This window comes from Cypionkella sp. PAMC25878, assembly GCF_058135695.1.
Genome location: NZ_CM176871.1, coordinates 203,162 through 218,464 on the forward strand (window position 1 = coordinate 203,162; position 15,303 = coordinate 218,464).

Consider the following 15,303-nt stretch of genomic DNA (forward strand, 5'->3'; position numbering starts at 1 on the left):
ATAATTTCTGCCAAGACACGCCAGCGGCGGGAATGCTCTTGCCATCCTATTCGATGTCTAAACCATTGTTATTGAACAAGAAGCGGTGGGCCTCGGCATCCCTGCGCCGCAGGCCTTCCGGCAGTGGGTTGGTCTCAATCCCAGCCTTATGGCACAGTGCCGTCAAGAAGTGCGCCGAGCCGGTATCGTCGAGCCGTCCGGCAAGATAGCAGATACCCCCAGCACAGTTCAGCCCGGGCCAACCGTCGGCAGTGGTTTCAATCACCTCATCCGCGGTCCCAATCTTCTCACGCCAGTGCAGGAACTGAGCGCTGTTGGCCAACCGAACCTTCAGCGCAGGCGGCAGACCTTCGACGTGGGCATTCAAGCCGGGTAGATTGGGCGGTGAGGGGACGGGGGTGGCGAATTCAAACGTCTAGGTGTCGCTGCGCGGGCTGATCAGCGAGATGCCTTTGTGCGCGGCGAGTGCCTTTAGGAAAGGCTGCGACAGGGTGGCGACACCGGGGGCGAGCACAAGTTTGTCGGTCGAAAGATCGGCGCAATCCGGCGGGATGATGTCGATGTTCAGGCCCAACCGGCACAGGGCGCGATTGGTCTCAAACGCAAGGCGGAAATAGCTGAAATCACGCCCCTGCGGCTGTGTCGCCACGCCTAAGCCGAAGCACAATCGGCCACCAGCGTAGCTTCGGCGCGGACGGTAGAAACATCGGGAAACAGTGTCAGTTCGAGGGTGGCCCGTGCCGCTTCGTTGTGCGCCGGGGCGGCCAGGGGATCGGGCCGCAGCAGGCCTGCATGCATCTGTTCTTGTGCATACGCCGCCTGACGCCAACGGAAATAGCAGATCGCTTCGGCACCATGCGCGAAGGGATACCGTGACGCGAGGTCGAGGTCGACTCCGGTTGCGAAGTGATCGGAATCCGTGACTTGGCCCATATAATTATGCATGATGGGTCCCGCAGAGTGGCGAGGAATGATTTCAGCTTGTTGTCGGCTTAAGGAGGCGACTTCGACAGAGGCGCAGCGGTAGAACACCATCAAATGCGCCGAGTTCGCCAGTGCAGTGACGGTCTTGGCCCTTTCGGTGCGGTAGGGCGATGGCTCAAATCATAGTGACGGGACGGTCCGAAGCCGCGTTGCCTGCCGTCCTTATCCATAGCCAGCATGTCAGGATGTTTGGTCTGCATCCAACGCGGTGGGATAGCGGTGGGGTGCCGAGCACGACTTGCAGGCCCGCATTACCCAAGGTTTCGATGGCACGGTCCAGCCCAGCCGCAATCATAGCTGCCGGGCGCAGGTTCCATCCGCGCCCAAGCAAATTCACCGATCCGGACCCAAGTCAGGCCCAGCTTCGCCATCCGCGCAGCATACTCGACCCATTGCAATTAGGGTTAAGGCTCGGGGTCGTCACAAACACCAAGGTACGTTTCATATTTATGACTTTTAATTCACTAAATTATGACCTGATGTTCATGTTGACCTTTGGTGGTGCCTTCGATCACGAAGGTCGCGCCGGAATTGGGGGCTATGCGCAGGGCTTCCGCATCCAAATTCTTGCGCGCCGAGGTGACGATCAGAGCGCTCAGCTGCGGGCCAGCGAAGGCTGGGCAGGTGGTCTGGGGGGCATCGATCGGAATGGATCGCAGGAATGTGCCGTCAGCATCATAGGCAGCGACGCGCGATGCGCCCCATTGTGCCAGCCACATCACACCCGCCGCGTCAATCACTGCGCCGTCAGGGTAGAGGCCCTCGGCTGTCAGGTCGAGAAACACCTCAGGCGCGGCATTTGGCCAGCCATCTGCATCCAGAGCGACCTTCATCACCTTGTGGGTAACGGTATCGGTAAAGTGGGCGAAGGCTCCGCTGGGCGGGAAACAGATGGCATTCGGAACGGTTATATCGCTGTAAAGTTTGCGCAATTCGCCGCGATAATAACGGTAAATCGCGCCCGCACCCGCCGCCTCATCCTTCGCCATTGTACCAATCCAGAAGCCGCCTTGTGGATCGGCGCGGCCATCGTTGGGGCGGTTTTTCGGCTTATCTTGTTCGAGCAAGCAGAGGGTTTCAACTTCCTCGGTTTCCAGATCAAACAGGAACAGATCGCGCTCTCCAGCGATCAGCAGAACATCGTCTGAGACCCAGCCTGCCGCCGAGACGATCTCAGGGAAGCGCCATTCGCGCGGGCCATCGCGGTCTTGCGACAGCAGTTTTTGGTTGTTGATATCGAACCAGAACATTTGTTCACGAATTGGATGCCAAAGTGGACCTTCGCCCAACTCACACAGCCGTGGATCGAAAATCATGCGCTGGCCTCATCATATGCTTTGACAATGGCGCGGGCTTTTGCGCTGACTTCAACAACCGACAGACCCGGCGTGTAGAGCGCCGTGCCAATGCCAAAACCGCTTGCCCCCGCTTTGATCCATTCGCCGAAGTTCGAGGCGCCCGCGCCACCCACGGCATAGACCTCGCAGGTTTTTGGCAATACGGCGCGAATTGCTTTCAAGCCCTCGGGGCCGATCAGATTGGCGGGAAAAATCTTTAGCCCATCCGCCCCCGCCGCCAAAGCCGCGAAACATTCGGTGGGCGTCATCACCCCCGGCCAACTCGCCATACCAGCGGCTTTGCTGGCGCGGATCACATCTGGATTGCAGTTGGGCGAGACGATCAGACGCCCCCCGGCAGCCGCGACGGCGGCCACATCCTCCACGCTCAGCACCGTACCCGCGCCGATTTCTGCTTGCGATTCGAAGGCCTTAACCATAGCCGCAATCGAGTCCAGCGGATTGGGCGAGTTCAGCGGCACCTCAATGCGGGTGATGCCTGCAGCGATCAGCGCCTCGGCCACGGGGACGGCCTCGGCAGGGGTGATACCACGCAGAATGGCGATCAGGGGGCGAGTCATGGCTTGGCTTTCTGCAAAACACCGCGCGCGGCGGCAAGGCCTGCGAGGGTGCAGGCGGTGGCGTCTAGAGATTCGGAAGCGGCCCCTTGCGCGGTCAGTGCAGAGGCATAGCGAGTAGATAGTGCTTCGGCCCCGATTAGGGCAATGCGCTGACCCAGCCAGTAGGGTTTGGCTGCGGCGAGTTCCAATCCGATCAGCAAACCCGATAATCGCGAGCGGGCAGCGGTGGGCGAAAGACCGTTCAACAGCCCTTCGGCGCGCAATGTGAATAGACGTGCGGAAATCTTCTCGGGTCGATCCATCGCTTCGGCCAGGCCTTGCGCAAAGGCATCTTCATCGCTGCCCTCACCGCCCATACCATGCCGCAACACCGACTGTTGCGACAGCAGCGCGAACATTTCTCCGGTCATGAAGGTCTGAAATGATACCACCTCACCCGCCGAGACATGCACCCATTTTGAATGAGTGCCGGGCAGGCAGAACACGCCGTCAAAACCCCGCAGCAGCGCCAAGGCTCCGGCGATTTGGGTTTCTTCGCCGCGCATCACATCGGCGGGCTTGGCCTGAGACAACCCCGGCGCAATCATCATCCGGAGGCGCGGATCAGTGGTTGGCACCGCCATCAACTCACCCGACGCCACCGGGGCGCAGGGGATGTGGCGATAGGGCGCTTCCATCCAACCTTGCCGCGCGCCGACCATGCCACAGGCGATCACCGGCGTCACCTCTGGGCTCAACCAAGGCGCGATCAGCCGCAGCAAGGCGGGTTCAAACTCGGCCCTAGCCAGTTTCCCCATGCCCTCGTCAGAACCTGCCGAGGCCAGCACACCCTCTGGTCCCATCGCCCAAGCCCGCAGGTTTGAGGTGCCCCAATCAACGGCGATCCAGTCGGGTGTCATTGTGGTTCCACTATTTGAAACAATGTCTTGCATAATGGGAATTATGCTATTTACCTTAGGCCCTGTCAATTCCTGCGAGGCACCGATGCGCGATAATCAGCAAGATGGCACCGTCGGCAAGGCGCTGGACGTGCTAGAGACGGTGGCCACCCTCGCGCCGGTGCGGTTCAGCGAACTGCTGGCACGCGGCGGTTATCCAAAGGCGACGCTGTACCGTCTGCTGCAAACCCTGACGCATCAGGGCATGCTGGCTTATGACGAGGATCGCGGCAGCTATAGTTTGGGTCTGCGGTTGGTCAGGTTGGCGCATGGGGCTTGGGCGCAAAGCTCGCTGGCCCCATTGGCGCGGCGGGCGTTGGATGATTTGGCGGCGCTGACGGGTGAGACGGTGCATCTGGCGCAGATGGATCAGGGTCAAGTGCTGTATGTTGACAAACGCAACGCTGCGCGGCCTGTCGAGATGTTTTCGCAGGCGGGCAAGGTGGGGCCAACCTATTGCACCGGGGTCGGCAAGGCGATGCTGGCGTTTATGGCCGATGCGACATTGGCCGAAGCCTTGGCGCAGCAGAGTTTTCACCGTTTCACCGCGCAAACGTTGGACAGCCCTGCGCTGTTGGCTGAACTGGCCGCAATCCGGGCGCGGGGCTATGCTTATGACAATGAGGAGCATGAGGCTGGCATCATTTGTGTGGCCGCCCCCATTCTGGCACGTTCGGGTCGGATGATCGGCGCGGTTTCAGTCACCTCGACCACGACACGCAGCAGTCTGCGGGCCTTGGAGGCGCATGTTGGGCGGCTAAAGCTGGCGGCGGCAGAGATTGCAGCCGAGGCGGAAAGCTGGCGGTTTCCCGAGCACGTTTAGCTGAAGTGCGATCCTGCGCTGTGGCCTCAGTCCGAGAAGTGTTTCTCGCCACGTGCTGCGGCCAGATCCAACTGACGCTGCCGCTCGCGGAAGCGGGTGCGATCCGTCTCGGAATACTCGGCTACGCAATTGTGGCAGCAAGCGCCGCGCTCATATTCAAGGCGCTGCTTGTCTTCGGCGCTGATCGGACGACGGCAGGCGTGGCAACTGTCATAATCGCCCGGAACTAGCCCGTGGCCAACTGAGACGCGGCCGTCAAACACATAACACTCGCCATCCCACATCGAGGCCTCGGCGGGTACGTCTTCGAGGTATTTCAGGATGCCACCCTTGAGGTGAAACACCTCATTCACCCCCTGCCCCAGCAGATAATTCGTTGATTTCTCGCAGCGAATCCCACCCGTGCAGAACATCGCAATCCGCTTGCCACGGTATTCGCCTTTGTGGTCTTCCCACCATTTCGGGAAATCGCGGAAGCTGCGAATGTCGGGGTCAACCGCGCCTTGGAAGGTGCCGATGCCGACCTCGTAATCATTGCGGGTATCAATCAGCGCCACATCGGGAGAGGCAATCAGCGCGTTCCAATCCTGAGGCGCCACATAAGACCCGACCCGTGTGATCGGATCAACATCAGGCTGGCCCATCGTCACAATCTCACGCTTCAGCTTCACCTTCATGCGGCCAAATGGCATCTCGGTGGTGTAGCTTTCCTTGTGTTCCAGCGCCGCACAGCCCGGCAGGTTGCGCAGATGCACGAGAACGGCAGCGATCCCGGAAGCAGGCCCAGCGATGGTCCCATTGATGCCTTCGTGGGCTAGCAGGAGTGACCCCTTCACCCCCTTTGCGATGCAAACATCCAACAGCGGCCCCTGCAAAGCGGCGGGGTCGGGGAAACGGGTGAAGTGATAGAGAGCGGCGACGGTCAGCATGGCCGCGATTTACGCCTTAGTGCGGCGCAGAGCAATATCTTTAGCTGGACGCCTTTGGGTTGACCGGGCGAAAGCTGCCGCTTACCCCTTGAGCAACCGGAACAGGAGACCCCGATGCGCCCCGCCGATGAAGCCCTGATCGTGATCGACATCCAGAACGATTTCTGCCCCGGCGGCGCTTTGGCCGTGGCGGGGGGCGATGCAATTATCCCGCAGGTCAACGCTTTGATGGCCGAGTTTGACTGCGTGGTGCTGACGCAGGATTGGCACCCGGCGGATCATTCCTCCTTCGCCGCCAACCATCCGGGGGCGGGGGCTTTTTCGCAAATCCAGATGCCCTATGGCCCGCAAGTTTTGTGGCCGGTGCATTGCGTACAAGGCTCTGCAGGGGCGGAATTTCATGCCGATTTGCAGGTAAACCCAGCGCAACTGATTGTACGCAAAGGTTTTCGTTCTGGCATCGACAGCTATTCGGCGTTTTTTGAGAATGATCACTGCACCCCGACCGGGTTGGAGGGCTACTTGCGCGCGCGTGGGATTAATGTGCTGACTCTGGTCGGGTTGGCCACGGATTTCTGCGTGGCCTATTCGGCATTGGATGCGGCAAAGCTTGGGTTTTCGGTGACCTTGCTGGAAACTGCCTGCCGCGCGATTGACCTGAACGGCACGCTGGCCGAAGCGAAGGCGAAATGTTTGGCGGCTGGCGTGCATTGGGTGGTCTGACGCTCATCTGACGTTAACTTTTGCAGGTTAGCCTTGCGCTGCGAGAGGCAAAAGGCCGCAGGGAATGAACGCAGCGATCAACAGTGAAATCGGCCTGTTTCTGGCGCGCAATAGCAGGGACGGGCTGTTTCTGCGCTATGCGCGGGGTCGTGCGCGCGGTTTTTTGATCCGTCAGACGATGACGCTGATCGGTTCTGTTAGCATGGCGGCACTGTCGTCGGTCTGGCTTGGGGTTTTGGCCGATTGCCTTGCTTTGATCGGTGAAGCGATTGATTGCACTGCGCTTTTCTGTATCTCACGTCGCTTTGGCGGGGCAACGGTGCCGAAGGCTGCCCGGATATGGGCGACAGTTTCCGGTACGGTGCAGGCACTGACCATTGCCGCTTGCGTGATGATCTGCTGGCGACTGATCCCGCTGCAAGGGGCGCGATTTTTCGCAGCGGCTTTCCTGATGTCAGCGGCGATCAATGCCGGACTGGTGCGACGACATTTTGCCCTCGGCGCATCTTCGCGCTTGGTGGTTTACGCTGCGACTTGTCTGGCGATGCTGCTGTCAGACATGCGCTTGGACACTGACCCACTGCGCGCAGAATCGTGGTTTTTGTTCATTTCCGTGCTGATAATGGCCTATACCGCCACCTTGTTCATCCGCGCAGTCGAGCGTGGCCAAACCGAGCGTTTGCGGTTTGAACAGGCGTTGTTGCAAGAAAGTGTGGCCCTAGACAGCGCGCGAATCGCCGCCGCCGAGGCCGCTCATAAGGCCGAGCGTCTTGCGCTTGTGGCCGAACATGCCACTGATTCTATTGTGTTTACCGCGCCAGATGGCCGCATCGAATGGGTGAATGAGGGCTTTACCCGTATCACGGGCTATAGCTTTGATGAGGCCGTCGGTCAGCAACCGGGCGATCTGCTGAACACCGAGGAGACCAGCCCTGCCGCCTTGAAATATCTATTAGAGGCGCGCGAAAATGTCAGGCCGGTGCGGCGTGACATTCAAAACCGTACCAAATCCGGGCGGGTGATTTGGGTCGAAGTCGCAATGTCTCCCGTGCTTGGTCACGACGGCAAGCCCAGCGTTTACATCGCGGTCGAACGGGATATCACCCAAGCCAAAGCCCATGCCGCAGAGCTTGCCCAGGCCCGCACCGCAGCCGAAGCGGCAGCGCAGGTCAAATCCCAATTCCTTGCCACGATGAGCCATGAGATTCGCACCCCGATGAATGGCGTGATTGGTGTCGCAGAACTGTTGGAGGAAACCCCACTTGACCCAGTACAGCGACAATATGTCAGCGCCATCGTCGATTCCAGCCAGGCGCTCCTGACCATCATCAACGACGTACTTGATCTGTCCAAGCTTCAGGCTGGGAAGTTTGATCTGTTGGTAGAGCCATTTTCCATCAATGAGGCGGTGGCGCGCACTTTGGATCTTCTGCGTCCGACCGCAATGAAAAAGGCGATTCTACTGCGAGCATATCTGCCATCAGCAGAACATTTGCATTTGGGAGATTCTGGAAGGCTGCGTCAGATTCTGCTGAATCTGCTGGGAAATGCCGTGAAGTTTACCGCGACGGGCAGCGTAACTGTATCGGTGCAGAATATTCCTGACGGCAAACTCGACCAAATCCGTATCGCGATCACAGACAGCGGCATTGGCATTGCAGCCGACCGCATCGGGCATGTGTTTGACAGCTTTGCCCAAGCCGACACCACGATCTCGCGGCAATTTGGCGGCTCGGGTCTTGGCTTGACGACCTCGCGTTTGCTGGCGCAGCAGATGGGTGGCGATATTGAGGTGACGTCTGAACCGGGCGTCGGGTCGGTCTTTACGCTGGTTCTGCGTTTGCCCCGCGCGGCGCAAAATCCTGTGGTGCGGTCCGTCCTCACTGTGGTGCCGCTGACAAATTTGCGCCTGCTGGTGGCCGAAGATAATCGCACCAACATGCTGGTGACGCGCAAGTTGTTGGAACGCTCTGTCGCGTCGATTGATGAGGCCGAAGCGGATTTGCCGCGCTGTCCGATTGTGGCGCTGACCGCCTATGCCTCGGCTGAGGAGGCCGCTTTGTGCCTTGCGGCGGGCATGGATGCGGTTTTGACCAAGCCTTTGATCCGCGCTGAACTTTACGCTTTGCTGAAACGCACTGCCGCCGCGCGGGATCGTTTTGACCTTCCCCCCGTTCATGCCTTAGACAGTAAGGCAAAGGGAGGGCCGTCATGGTCGACATCGCCGCACGCGTCTGGAACCACAAGTGGAAGATCGACCCGATCGTCCGCTCGCTGATTGACACAGACTTTTACAAGCTGTTGATGTGTCAATCTATTTTCAGGAACAAGCCGGATACTGTCGTTACCTTCAGCCTGATCAACCGCTCAAAGTCCGTGCGATTGGCTGAATTGGTTGACGAAGGCGAGTTGCGCGAGCAACTGGACCATGTCCGCTCGCTGAGCCTGACGCGGGGTGAAAGCACTTGGCTGCGCGGCAATACCTTTTACGGCAAGCGTCAGATGTTTCGCCCGGATTTCATGGAATGGTTCGAGGGCATGCGGCTGCCCGCCTACCATCTGGAAAAGCGCGATGGGCAGTATGAGCTGACCTTTGAGGGCAGCTGGCCCGAAGTGATGCTGTGGGAAATTCCGGCGCTTTCGGTGCTGATGGAGTTGCGCAGCCGCGCGGTGTTGGAAAAGCAGGGGCGGTTTGAATTGCAGGTGCTTTATGCCCGAGCGATGACCAAGCTGTGGGAGAAAATCACCCAGCTGCGCGAGATTGAGGGCCTGCGGATCGCGGATTTCGGCACGCGGCGCAGACATTCCTTTCTGTGGCAGGATTGGGCCGTGCAAGCCATGCAAGAGGGGTTGGAAGGCAAGTTCACCGGCACCTCAAACTGCCTGATCGCGATGCGGCGCGAGGTGGAGGCGATCGGCACCAACGCGCATGAATTGCCTATGGTCTATGCAGCGCTTGCCAATTCTGACGCGGAACTGGCACAGTCGCCCTATCAGGTTCTGGCCGATTGGCAGGAGGAACATGACGGCAATCTGCGGATCATCCTGCCAGACACCTTTGGCACCGAAGGCTTCCTGAAACGTGCGCCGGATTGGCTGGCGTCGTGGACAGGCATTCGGATTGACAGCGGTGATCCGGCAACCGGCGCAGAAATCGCCATTCAATGGTGGAAGGACCGAGGCGAAGATCCCAAGCAAAAGCTGGTAATTTTCTCGGATGGTCTTGATGTCGACAAGATCATGGAGCTGCAAAAACAGTTTCGCGGCCGGGTGAAGGTTTCGTTCGGCTGGGGGACGATGTTAACCAATGATTTCCGTGGGTTGGCACCGGACGACGGATTGGCGCCCTTTAGCGTGGTCTGCAAGGCGATCGCGGCGAATGGGCGAGCAACCGTGAAGCTTTCTGACAATCCCAACAAGGCGATGGGGCCAGAGGACGAGATTGCGCGCTATAAGCGGGTGTTTGGGGTTGGCGAGCAGGTCGCGCAGGCGGTGGTGGTTTAGGCCATCACGGTTTGCGCGCACATCACTGCGCGGGCTATATGGGATGTATGGATGGGATCATTGGGGGCCAAGCGCGGGGCCGCCCAACCGACCGAAGCACAGGTACGCGCCAGGGTAAAAACCTCAACCATCTTGGTGTTGACGCTGCGGGTCTGGCCATAGCCTGCCACCAGCGCATCGCGGATCAATGGGTAATCCGGTTCATAGAGGTTCTGGCTGAGTGCTGTGCCAAGATCGTAAAGCCGAAAGCCAAAGCCCGAGTCGTCAAAGTCGATCAGCGAAAGCGAACCGTTGTTCACAAGGACATTCTCGCGCAGCACGTCAGCATGGATCAGGCCAAAATCGCCCCCGTCTTTCTGGTGGCTGCTGATCTGATCCCGCAGAAAACCCCGCGCCGCCCACAGGATTTCGGCTTGGTTGGGGCTCGCGGCAGGATGGTCCCAGAACCGACCCCATAACGGAGCCTTGCCAACCAGCCCGTCAATATCCCAACGCGGGCGGGTGAAATCGGCGGGCAGGATCAAGCGATCCGTCGCGGCATGGACATTGGCAAGCAGTTCGCCCAAGGCAAAATGCCGCGTTAGGCGATCCTCCGGCGCGCAGGGCAAGGGTTTGGCGGCCTCGCCGAAGCCCTCACCCTGCATCCAGTTGATGATTGAGGCATTGCGACCGTTGGAAAGCTTCACCAGATAGTCGCCCGAACAACTGGGCAAAGCGGCTGGCACCGCAACGCCTTTTCGGGCCATAGCCGCGCACCACCACAGCTCAGACCGGATTGCGGCATCGTCTTGGTAGCCTTGGCGATGCAGGCGCAGTGCAGCGCGACCTGAGGACAACAGCACCTCGAACACTGCGTTTTCGCGATTGCCCAACAGCCGCGTTACGCTGCCATTCCAATGGCTTGCGGCCTCGACAGCCAAGGCTTCAATCGTCATTCTTCATCACCCGGCTTGCCGCGAAGCGCCTTAACCTCACCGCGCTGCACCTTCGCTGCAACCCTGCGCAACTGGCTGCCATAGCTGGGTTTGGTGGCAATGCGCCGTTTCGGGGCGACCAGAGCGGCCCGGATCAGATCGGCCAGCCGTTCGCGGGCGATTTCACGGTTGCGGGCTTGGCTGCGTGTATCTTCAACCTGAAGCACCAATGCGCCTTCCAAAGTCCAGCGCCGTCCGGCAAGTTTTTTCAACCGCGCCTTCACGCCAGCCGTCAGATTTGGGGATCGTTCCGCCTCAAAACGCAGTTCAACCGCTGTGGAGACTTTGTTGACGTTTTGTCCACCCGGACCCGAGGCGCGCACAAAGCTTTCGCTCAGCTCCCAGTCAGCAATCGAAATGGCGTCAGTGATCCACAACATTCGGTCAAACTAACGAGGTGTGTGGAAAAGAGAAAGGGCTGCCAGCCTGTACGTGGCAACCCTTTCCGAGATCTAAGGAGATGGGCCAGTTAGGTATCAAAAGCCCAATCAGTGGTTTGTTTCGCTAGAGGGCTGCCCCTAGAAAACACCCCCCATGACTGTCCCGACACCGCTCTCCAATATCACTCTAGACACTGGGTCACCTCCTTTCAAAATGTTGCCGATAAGGCAAGCCTGACATAGATTTTCGGTTTGTCAAAAGGTTTTACGCGGTCTTGTTCGCGTATTTTGCAATTGCGAGTCTGAAAGGCATCAGGGCGATTAAATCAACGGCAACTTTTACACAAAAGTCGGCCAAAGCCAGCGATTGCCACAGCGGCACCTCGGGGCCAAAGCCCAACAGCGGCACCAGACCGCTGGCCCAAGACACATCATTTGCGGGCTCTATCCAGATGAAATCGGCGGAGAATGCCAGACTGAAGAACAGCAACGTATCAACGGACGAGCCCAGAAACGAGCCGAGGAAGGGCGCGCGCCACCACTCGGCACGACGCAGTTTGTCAAACACGGTCACGTCCAGAAGTTGCCCTACCAAAAACGCCAAACCCGAGGCGATGGCGACGCGCAATGTAACCAGTGGGCCGAATTCGCCGACGATTTGCGTGCCGATCACCGAGCAGAGCAGACCCACGGCGAAGCCTGCATAAACCACTCGGCGGGCGGCTTTGGCGCCCTCAAAGCGGTTGACCAATTCGGATACCAGAAAGGCGAAGGGATAGGTGAAGGCGCCCCAGGTCAGCCATTGGCCGATCGGATATTGCACCAGAATGTTGGAGGCCACCACGATAATGGCCATGGCGATGACGCCAAGCAGTAGTTTGTTCATTTTATGATCCGTTTTTTACAAGGTCGCGGAGACTTGGTTCAGCAATAGGCTTGGCCCACTATGGGACGCGGTGGCCTAGCGCGGGTGCGGGGGCCTGTCAATCCGGCAGTTGGTATTCGACGATCTGGGTGCGCAGAAAGAAATTGAAATTATCGTCCGAAACCATTGTCGCTGTCAGATGCCTCGCCGCGTCGCGCCAGATTGAGACGCCTTCCAGATTGTCATAAAGCCCGACCGGGGTCTCTAGGAGGGTTTCACCTTTGTCGAAGCCTTTGGGACCTAGGCTAAAGCGGCGCAGGCGGCTTGAAAACCCGGCGAGGCCGCGAAAATTCCGCTCCAGCAGGTAGAACCTGCCGTCAGGGTCAAAATCTGCGCCAACCGGAAGATAACCGCCGTCGCGCGGGATTTGCAGGCGTTTGTCCCACTTGCCGCCTTTGAAAAGATAAACAAGAAATGGTTTATCCTCGGCACCCGAACGTTCAGGCAGGGTGTAAAGGGTGCCTGCGGCGTCAATCGCCAAGGCCTCAAGCGCTGAGTTCTTTTGCATGGCCTTGAAATCGCGGGGTGAGGGCAGGTCTTTCGGCGGGCCACCGAGTTTCGGATAGTGCAGCACACGGGCGGGCCCCTCAAACGAGACATAGACCGAGCCATCGGCGGCCCAAGCAATGCCTTCGCTGTCCGAAAGGCCAGGCTTCAACGGCTTGCCATCTGCGCCTTGCAAGGGCCGCACGGGCTTTGCTGAAATCGACGCGATCCGGCCAGCCTCATCGCGGGTGATCTGGCCAGTTGTGTAAGCCCCCCGGTCCGACAACACGATGATATTGCGGCCATTTTCGGAAACTTCAATACCAGAAAACCCGCCGAAACGCGGATCGTCCATCGTCCAATGGAATGCACCGAGAAAGCCGGGCGGCGGGGTCGGGCTGGCGCTGCCCTCAAGGCCCGCGATCAGCACCATCCCCGCCGCTACGGCGAGGAAAGCACGTCTGTGCATTGGCGGGGCAAATCGGCCATGGTGAACTCACGCGGGCCTTTCTTGTGCGGGGCGGGTTTGGTCGGTTTTTTCGACGGCTTGGGGTTCAGGTAGGCGTCCGACACCCACCACGCAAGGGTTTCATCGCAGCCATCACCCCCATTGGAAAGCTCTGACACCGTTGGAGATTGCGTCTCGCACCGCCGAGCGCCTTTCGGGCATTTCAGACGGACGTGGAAATGCGTGTCATGGCCCGCGATGGGTCGGATTTTTTGCAGCCATTTCTTGTCGGATTTCTTCGCGGTTTTGCACATCTCAATCTTCACGGCGGCGGCGACAAAAATCCGGTCTATCCGCGGATCAGACGCGGCCGCTTTCAGAAGTGCTGCATGGCGCGGAGTCCAGTTCGCAGTCACCGATTTCTGATCAGCCGAGCGCACTGGGATCGAGCTGATATTCTCGCGGTCTTTCCGGGAAAGATTCAGGGATTTCGGTGGCAGCATCCAGATATCAGCATCCAGGCCGATCTGATGGCTGGCATGGCCCGAGGTCATCGGCCCGCCACGCGGCTGGCCCATATCGCCGATATACAGCCCGCGCCAACCGATTTGGGTTGCGGTCTGCGACAGATCTTCCAGATATTGCACGAGCACAGGATGGCCAAAATTGCGATGCCGCGACAGCCGCATCGCCTGCCATGTTGGCCCGGTTTCAGGCAGTTCCATCAATCCGGCGGCACAACCGCGTGCGTAAGACCCAATCGGCATGGCGTCTTGTTGGCTGGGTTGATCCACCGCGCCAAACAGTTTGTTCGCCAGTTTTTCAGCACTCGCCGGAAGCGGGGCCAACAGGGCAGCACACAGAATAAGGTAACGGATCATGCCTGTTCGCCTTTCGGATTGACCCAGATCAGCAGAATTAGCCCGATGATAAATAGCGCGACAATCGGAGAAATCCCCAAACGCGCGTTTTGGGTCACGGCTGTCGCAATTGTGATCAGCAGCGGTGCGATGAAACTGGTGACTTTGCCGGATAGGGCGAACAATCCAAACGCCTCGGTGGCGCGATCTGGCGTGGTGTGGCGCAAAACCATTGTGCGGCTGGCGGCTTGCAGGGGGCCACCAGCCGCACCGATCAGGCCGCCGCAGATATAGAAGATGATGTCTGGCGTGCTGGAGGCCGGGTCCATCGCGATGCCCCAAAGGCTGTCCCGCTCCATCCCGACGATGACAAGGCAGACCACGATCAGCACGATGATCGCACCGACAATCACGGGTTTCGGTCCAAAGCGGCTGTCGAGTTTGCCGCCGAGCCAGCTTGCAATCATCGCGGTGACGCCGCCGAGGATGCCGAACACGCCGATCTTGCCGATATCCCAGCCAAGAACATTTGACGCATAAACCCCGCCAAAGGCATAAATCCCTGTCAAAGCATCGCTATAGGCAAGGGTTGATCCCAAATAGGCGGCCAAACTGCGCCGGAAGCGCAGGCTTTTCAGATTGTCCAGCAGGCTCGCCATCGCTGCGCCGATATGCAGCGAACCCGCACCGCCTTTCGGTTCTTTGACCCACAAGGCGAAGGGGATCATGAACAGCACAAACCAGACCGCGCTTAGGGGCCCAACGATGCGGGTTTCCTCGCGGGCTTCGGTGTCCAAACCAAACATGGTCGGATCAATGCCAGCGCGGGTGACTTCGGAATCGCCATTCAGCACGAAAAACGACAACATGATTGCCAGCGCAAGCAACCCGCCGAGATAGCCAAAGGCAAAACCGCTGCCCGAGATTTTGCCCATATTGTCGCCATCCGACAGCGTCGGCATCAGCGCGTTGGTGAAAATCGCGGTAAACTCCATGCCGATCAGGCCGATGCCGAACAGAATCGCCGCCCAGCGCAAGCCGCTCAGTTCCGCGCCGGGGGCGAGACCCCACAGGCTCCATGCGCCGAAAACATACAGCACAGAGAACGCCCAGACCCAGACCAACCTGCGCCCGGTGCCTTGGGCAACGGCGCCCAAAACCGGGGCCATCAGGGCGATGATCAGGGAGAATATTGCATACCAAAAGCCCCAATAGCTTTGCGCTGCTGCCTTGGCGGCTTCTTCCTCCATGCCCGTGCCCATGAAATAGCCGCGGGCAACTTCGGCAAAATATGGGCCGAAAATGAAGGTCAGCAACAAGGTGTTGTAGGGTTGACTGGCCCAGTCGTAAAACCACCAGCCCCAGATGCGCTGCCGTGCCGTTGCCATGCCCCTGCCCCTTTGTGCGGTTT

Annotated in this window: 17 protein-coding genes and 1 pseudogene; 4 read left to right on the forward strand and 14 right to left on the reverse strand. The window is 59.1% G+C overall.

The features are described 5' to 3' along the window. Positions 1-46 precede the first annotated feature (46 nt). From ACS5RD_RS01000 to ACS5RD_RS01030, 7 genes and pseudogenes are all read right to left on the reverse strand, one after another. On the reverse strand, positions 47-322 hold the full coding sequence (locus tag ACS5RD_RS01000; protein ID WP_489929611.1) for a hypothetical protein: 276 nt from the start codon (positions 320-322) through the stop codon (positions 47-49). A gap of 93 nt (positions 323-415) precedes the next feature. After that, positions 416-649 (reverse strand): beta-galactosidase trimerization domain-containing protein, encoded by a 234-nt coding sequence (locus ACS5RD_RS01005; protein WP_235815736.1) that lies wholly within the window; start codon positions 647-649, stop codon positions 416-418. A 2-nt stretch (positions 650-651) separates the two neighbouring features. Beyond that, positions 652-1,035, reverse strand: a complete 384-nt coding sequence (locus tag ACS5RD_RS01010) for a beta-galactosidase (RefSeq protein ID WP_489929612.1) — start codon at positions 1,033-1,035, stop codon at positions 652-654. Beyond that, positions 1,035-1,355, reverse strand: a pseudogene (locus ACS5RD_RS01015) (beta-galactosidase). Before ACS5RD_RS01015 ends, ACS5RD_RS01010 begins: the two are co-directional and overlap by 1 nt. 93 nt (positions 1,356-1,448) lie before the next feature. Next, the gene (locus ACS5RD_RS01020) at positions 1,449-2,300 is read right to left on the reverse strand and encodes an SMP-30/gluconolactonase/LRE family protein (RefSeq protein WP_489929613.1); all 852 of its coding nucleotides are present in this window, start codon (positions 2,298-2,300) and stop codon (positions 1,449-1,451) included. Further along, positions 2,297-2,902, reverse strand: a complete 606-nt coding sequence (locus ACS5RD_RS01025) for a 2-dehydro-3-deoxy-6-phosphogalactonate aldolase (RefSeq protein ID WP_489929614.1) — start codon at positions 2,900-2,902, stop codon at positions 2,297-2,299. The genes ACS5RD_RS01020 and ACS5RD_RS01025 overlap by 4 nt, the downstream gene beginning before the upstream one ends. Then, positions 2,899-3,801 (reverse strand): 2-dehydro-3-deoxygalactonokinase, encoded by a 903-nt coding sequence (locus ACS5RD_RS01030; RefSeq protein WP_489929615.1) that lies wholly within the window; start codon positions 3,799-3,801, stop codon positions 2,899-2,901. The genes ACS5RD_RS01025 and ACS5RD_RS01030 overlap by 4 nt, the downstream gene beginning before the upstream one ends. Positions 3,802-3,886: 85 nt before the next feature. On the opposite strand from ACS5RD_RS01030, the gene ACS5RD_RS01035 reads away from it, so the two are divergent. Then, positions 3,887-4,663: an IclR family transcriptional regulator gene (locus tag ACS5RD_RS01035; RefSeq protein ID WP_489929616.1), complete on the forward strand. Its 777-nt coding sequence runs from the start codon at positions 3,887-3,889 to the stop codon at positions 4,661-4,663. Between the two features lie 26 nt (positions 4,664-4,689). On the opposite strand, the gene trhO is transcribed toward ACS5RD_RS01035, so the two are convergent. Next, a complete protein-coding gene (gene trhO, locus ACS5RD_RS01040) occupies positions 4,690-5,592 on the reverse strand; it encodes an oxygen-dependent tRNA uridine(34) hydroxylase TrhO (protein ID WP_489929617.1) in 903 nt (300 codons plus the stop codon). Between the two features lie 114 nt (positions 5,593-5,706). Here trhO and pncA point away from each other — a divergent pair, with 114 nt between their 5' ends. The 3 genes from pncA (at position 5,707) to pncB (ending at position 9,819) form a co-directional block, all read left to right on the forward strand. Further along, the gene (gene pncA / locus ACS5RD_RS01045) at positions 5,707-6,315 is read left to right on the forward strand and encodes a bifunctional nicotinamidase/pyrazinamidase (protein WP_489929618.1); all 609 of its coding nucleotides are present in this window, start codon (positions 5,707-5,709) and stop codon (positions 6,313-6,315) included. 64 nt (positions 6,316-6,379) lie between these two features. Then, the gene (locus ACS5RD_RS01050) at positions 6,380-8,593 is read left to right on the forward strand and encodes a sensor histidine kinase (RefSeq protein ID WP_489929619.1); all 2,214 of its coding nucleotides are present in this window, start codon (positions 6,380-6,382) and stop codon (positions 8,591-8,593) included. Then, entirely contained in the window at positions 8,527-9,819 is a 1,293-nt protein-coding gene (gene pncB, locus ACS5RD_RS01055; RefSeq protein WP_054008413.1) for a nicotinate phosphoribosyltransferase, read from the forward strand. The genes ACS5RD_RS01050 and pncB overlap by 67 nt, the downstream gene beginning before the upstream one ends. Here the strand turns inward: pncB and ACS5RD_RS01060 are convergent. From ACS5RD_RS01060 to ACS5RD_RS01085, 6 genes are all read right to left on the reverse strand, one after another. Continuing rightward, on the reverse strand, positions 9,816-10,754 hold the full coding sequence (locus tag ACS5RD_RS01060; RefSeq protein WP_489929620.1) for a phosphotransferase enzyme family protein: 939 nt from the start codon (positions 10,752-10,754) through the stop codon (positions 9,816-9,818). The two genes, pncB and ACS5RD_RS01060, sit on opposite strands and share 4 nt — an antisense overlap. Then, positions 10,751-11,173, reverse strand: coding sequence for an alternative ribosome rescue aminoacyl-tRNA hydrolase ArfB (gene arfB, locus ACS5RD_RS01065; RefSeq protein ID WP_489929621.1), 423 nt, complete (start codon positions 11,171-11,173; stop codon positions 10,751-10,753). The genes ACS5RD_RS01060 and arfB overlap by 4 nt, the downstream gene beginning before the upstream one ends. 265 nt (positions 11,174-11,438) lie before the next feature. Beyond that, the gene (locus tag ACS5RD_RS01070; protein ID WP_054008416.1) at positions 11,439-12,059 is read right to left on the reverse strand and encodes a queuosine precursor transporter; all 621 of its coding nucleotides are present in this window, start codon (positions 12,057-12,059) and stop codon (positions 11,439-11,441) included. 97 nt (positions 12,060-12,156) lie between these two features. Beyond that, on the reverse strand, positions 12,157-13,053 hold the full coding sequence (locus tag ACS5RD_RS01075) for an esterase-like activity of phytase family protein (protein ID WP_489929622.1): 897 nt from the start codon (positions 13,051-13,053) through the stop codon (positions 12,157-12,159). Continuing rightward, the gene (mepA, locus tag ACS5RD_RS01080; RefSeq protein WP_489929623.1) at positions 13,026-13,913 is read right to left on the reverse strand and encodes a penicillin-insensitive murein endopeptidase; all 888 of its coding nucleotides are present in this window, start codon (positions 13,911-13,913) and stop codon (positions 13,026-13,028) included. The genes ACS5RD_RS01075 and mepA overlap by 28 nt, the downstream gene beginning before the upstream one ends. Beyond that, positions 13,910-15,280 (reverse strand): MFS transporter, encoded by a 1,371-nt coding sequence (locus tag ACS5RD_RS01085; protein WP_054008419.1) that lies wholly within the window; start codon positions 15,278-15,280, stop codon positions 13,910-13,912. The genes mepA and ACS5RD_RS01085 overlap by 4 nt, the downstream gene beginning before the upstream one ends. Positions 15,281-15,303 lie beyond the last annotated feature (23 nt).

Coding starts and splice junctions, on each gene's coding strand:
- ACS5RD_RS01035 (WP_489929616.1), top strand. CDS start 3,887: ATGCGCGATAATCAGCAAGATGGCACCGTCGGCAAGGCGCTGGACGTG.
- mepA (WP_489929623.1), bottom strand. CDS start 13,913: ATGATCCGTTACCTTATTCTGTGTGCTGCCCTGTTGGCCCCGCTTCCG.
- ACS5RD_RS01075 (WP_489929622.1), bottom strand. CDS start 13,053: ATGCACAGACGTGCTTTCCTCGCCGTAGCGGCGGGGATGGTGCTGATC.
- ACS5RD_RS01030 (WP_489929615.1), bottom strand. CDS start 3,801: ATGACACCCGACTGGATCGCCGTTGATTGGGGCACCTCAAACCTGCGG.
- pncA (WP_489929618.1), top strand. CDS start 5,707: ATGCGCCCCGCCGATGAAGCCCTGATCGTGATCGACATCCAGAACGAT.
- arfB (WP_489929621.1), bottom strand. CDS start 11,173: ATGTTGTGGATCACTGACGCCATTTCGATTGCTGACTGGGAGCTGAGC.
- ACS5RD_RS01050 (WP_489929619.1), top strand. CDS start 6,380: ATGAACGCAGCGATCAACAGTGAAATCGGCCTGTTTCTGGCGCGCAAT.
- ACS5RD_RS01025 (WP_489929614.1), bottom strand. CDS start 2,902: ATGACTCGCCCCCTGATCGCCATTCTGCGTGGTATCACCCCTGCCGAG.
- ACS5RD_RS01060 (WP_489929620.1), bottom strand. CDS start 10,754: ATGACGATTGAAGCCTTGGCTGTCGAGGCCGCAAGCCATTGGAATGGC.
- pncB (WP_054008413.1), top strand. CDS start 8,527: ATGGTCGACATCGCCGCACGCGTCTGGAACCACAAGTGGAAGATCGAC.
- ACS5RD_RS01070 (WP_054008416.1), bottom strand. CDS start 12,059: ATGAACAAACTACTGCTTGGCGTCATCGCCATGGCCATTATCGTGGTG.
- ACS5RD_RS01085 (WP_054008419.1), bottom strand. CDS start 15,280: ATGGCAACGGCACGGCAGCGCATCTGGGGCTGGTGGTTTTACGACTGG.
- ACS5RD_RS01020 (WP_489929613.1), bottom strand. CDS start 2,300: ATGATTTTCGATCCACGGCTGTGTGAGTTGGGCGAAGGTCCACTTTGG.
- trhO (WP_489929617.1), bottom strand. CDS start 5,592: ATGCTGACCGTCGCCGCTCTCTATCACTTCACCCGTTTCCCCGACCCC.
- ACS5RD_RS01010 (WP_489929612.1), bottom strand. CDS start 1,035: ATGGTGTTCTACCGCTGCGCCTCTGTCGAAGTCGCCTCCTTAAGCCGA.